A 547-nucleotide genomic window follows, 5' to 3' on the forward strand; every position below is an offset into this window, starting at 1 on the left:
GCCGTTGGCTTTGGCGATGATGCCGCCTAAGGGGAAGTCGTCTGAAACGCTGCGGCTGCTGACGGTTTGCCACGAGCCGTCATAGCGGACGGCTGCGCTGCGCTGTCCTTTGACGGTAGAGGGGTAAACCCAGCCTATGCCGCCGTCGCCCCATTTTTGCTGGAGGCGCAGGCGCAGTTGTTCGGTGAAAAGGTCGCCGGCGGTGTGTGAATCGCCGATTTGGAGGATGCGGAATTTGCCGTCCGAGCTGCGGTCGAGTTTTTTGAGCTTGGAGAGCCAGGCGGGACGGCTGCTGCCGTAGTTTTCCAGCAGCATATCGGCGGCGGGTGCGGCGGCAGACAGGCACAATGCGGTAAGGGATACGGACAGGGTTTTGATGTTCATGAGTTTCCTGTGTGTGGTTTCAGACGACGTCTTTTGAAGCGGCGGAGGGCTATTGTAACGAAAAAGACGGCATTAGATAAACAAAACGCCGTCCTTTTGCTGCCGATACGGGCTTAACGTGCGGATAATTGTTCCGTGCGTTCTTCGCCGTTCATTTCAGGGG

At 57.6% G+C, this 547-nt stretch carries 1 pseudogene; it reads right to left on the reverse strand.

The features are described from left to right. Positions 1–384 (reverse strand): annotated as a pseudogene (locus tag ACTHTJ_RS10750) (hypothetical protein); the annotation flags it as partial. Between the last annotated feature and the right edge of the window lie 163 nt (positions 385–547).

This window comes from Neisseria sp. P0018.S001, from assembly GCF_051957355.1.
GTDB classification, from domain to species: Bacteria; Pseudomonadota; Gammaproteobacteria; order Burkholderiales; family Neisseriaceae; genus Neisseria; species Neisseria subflava_A.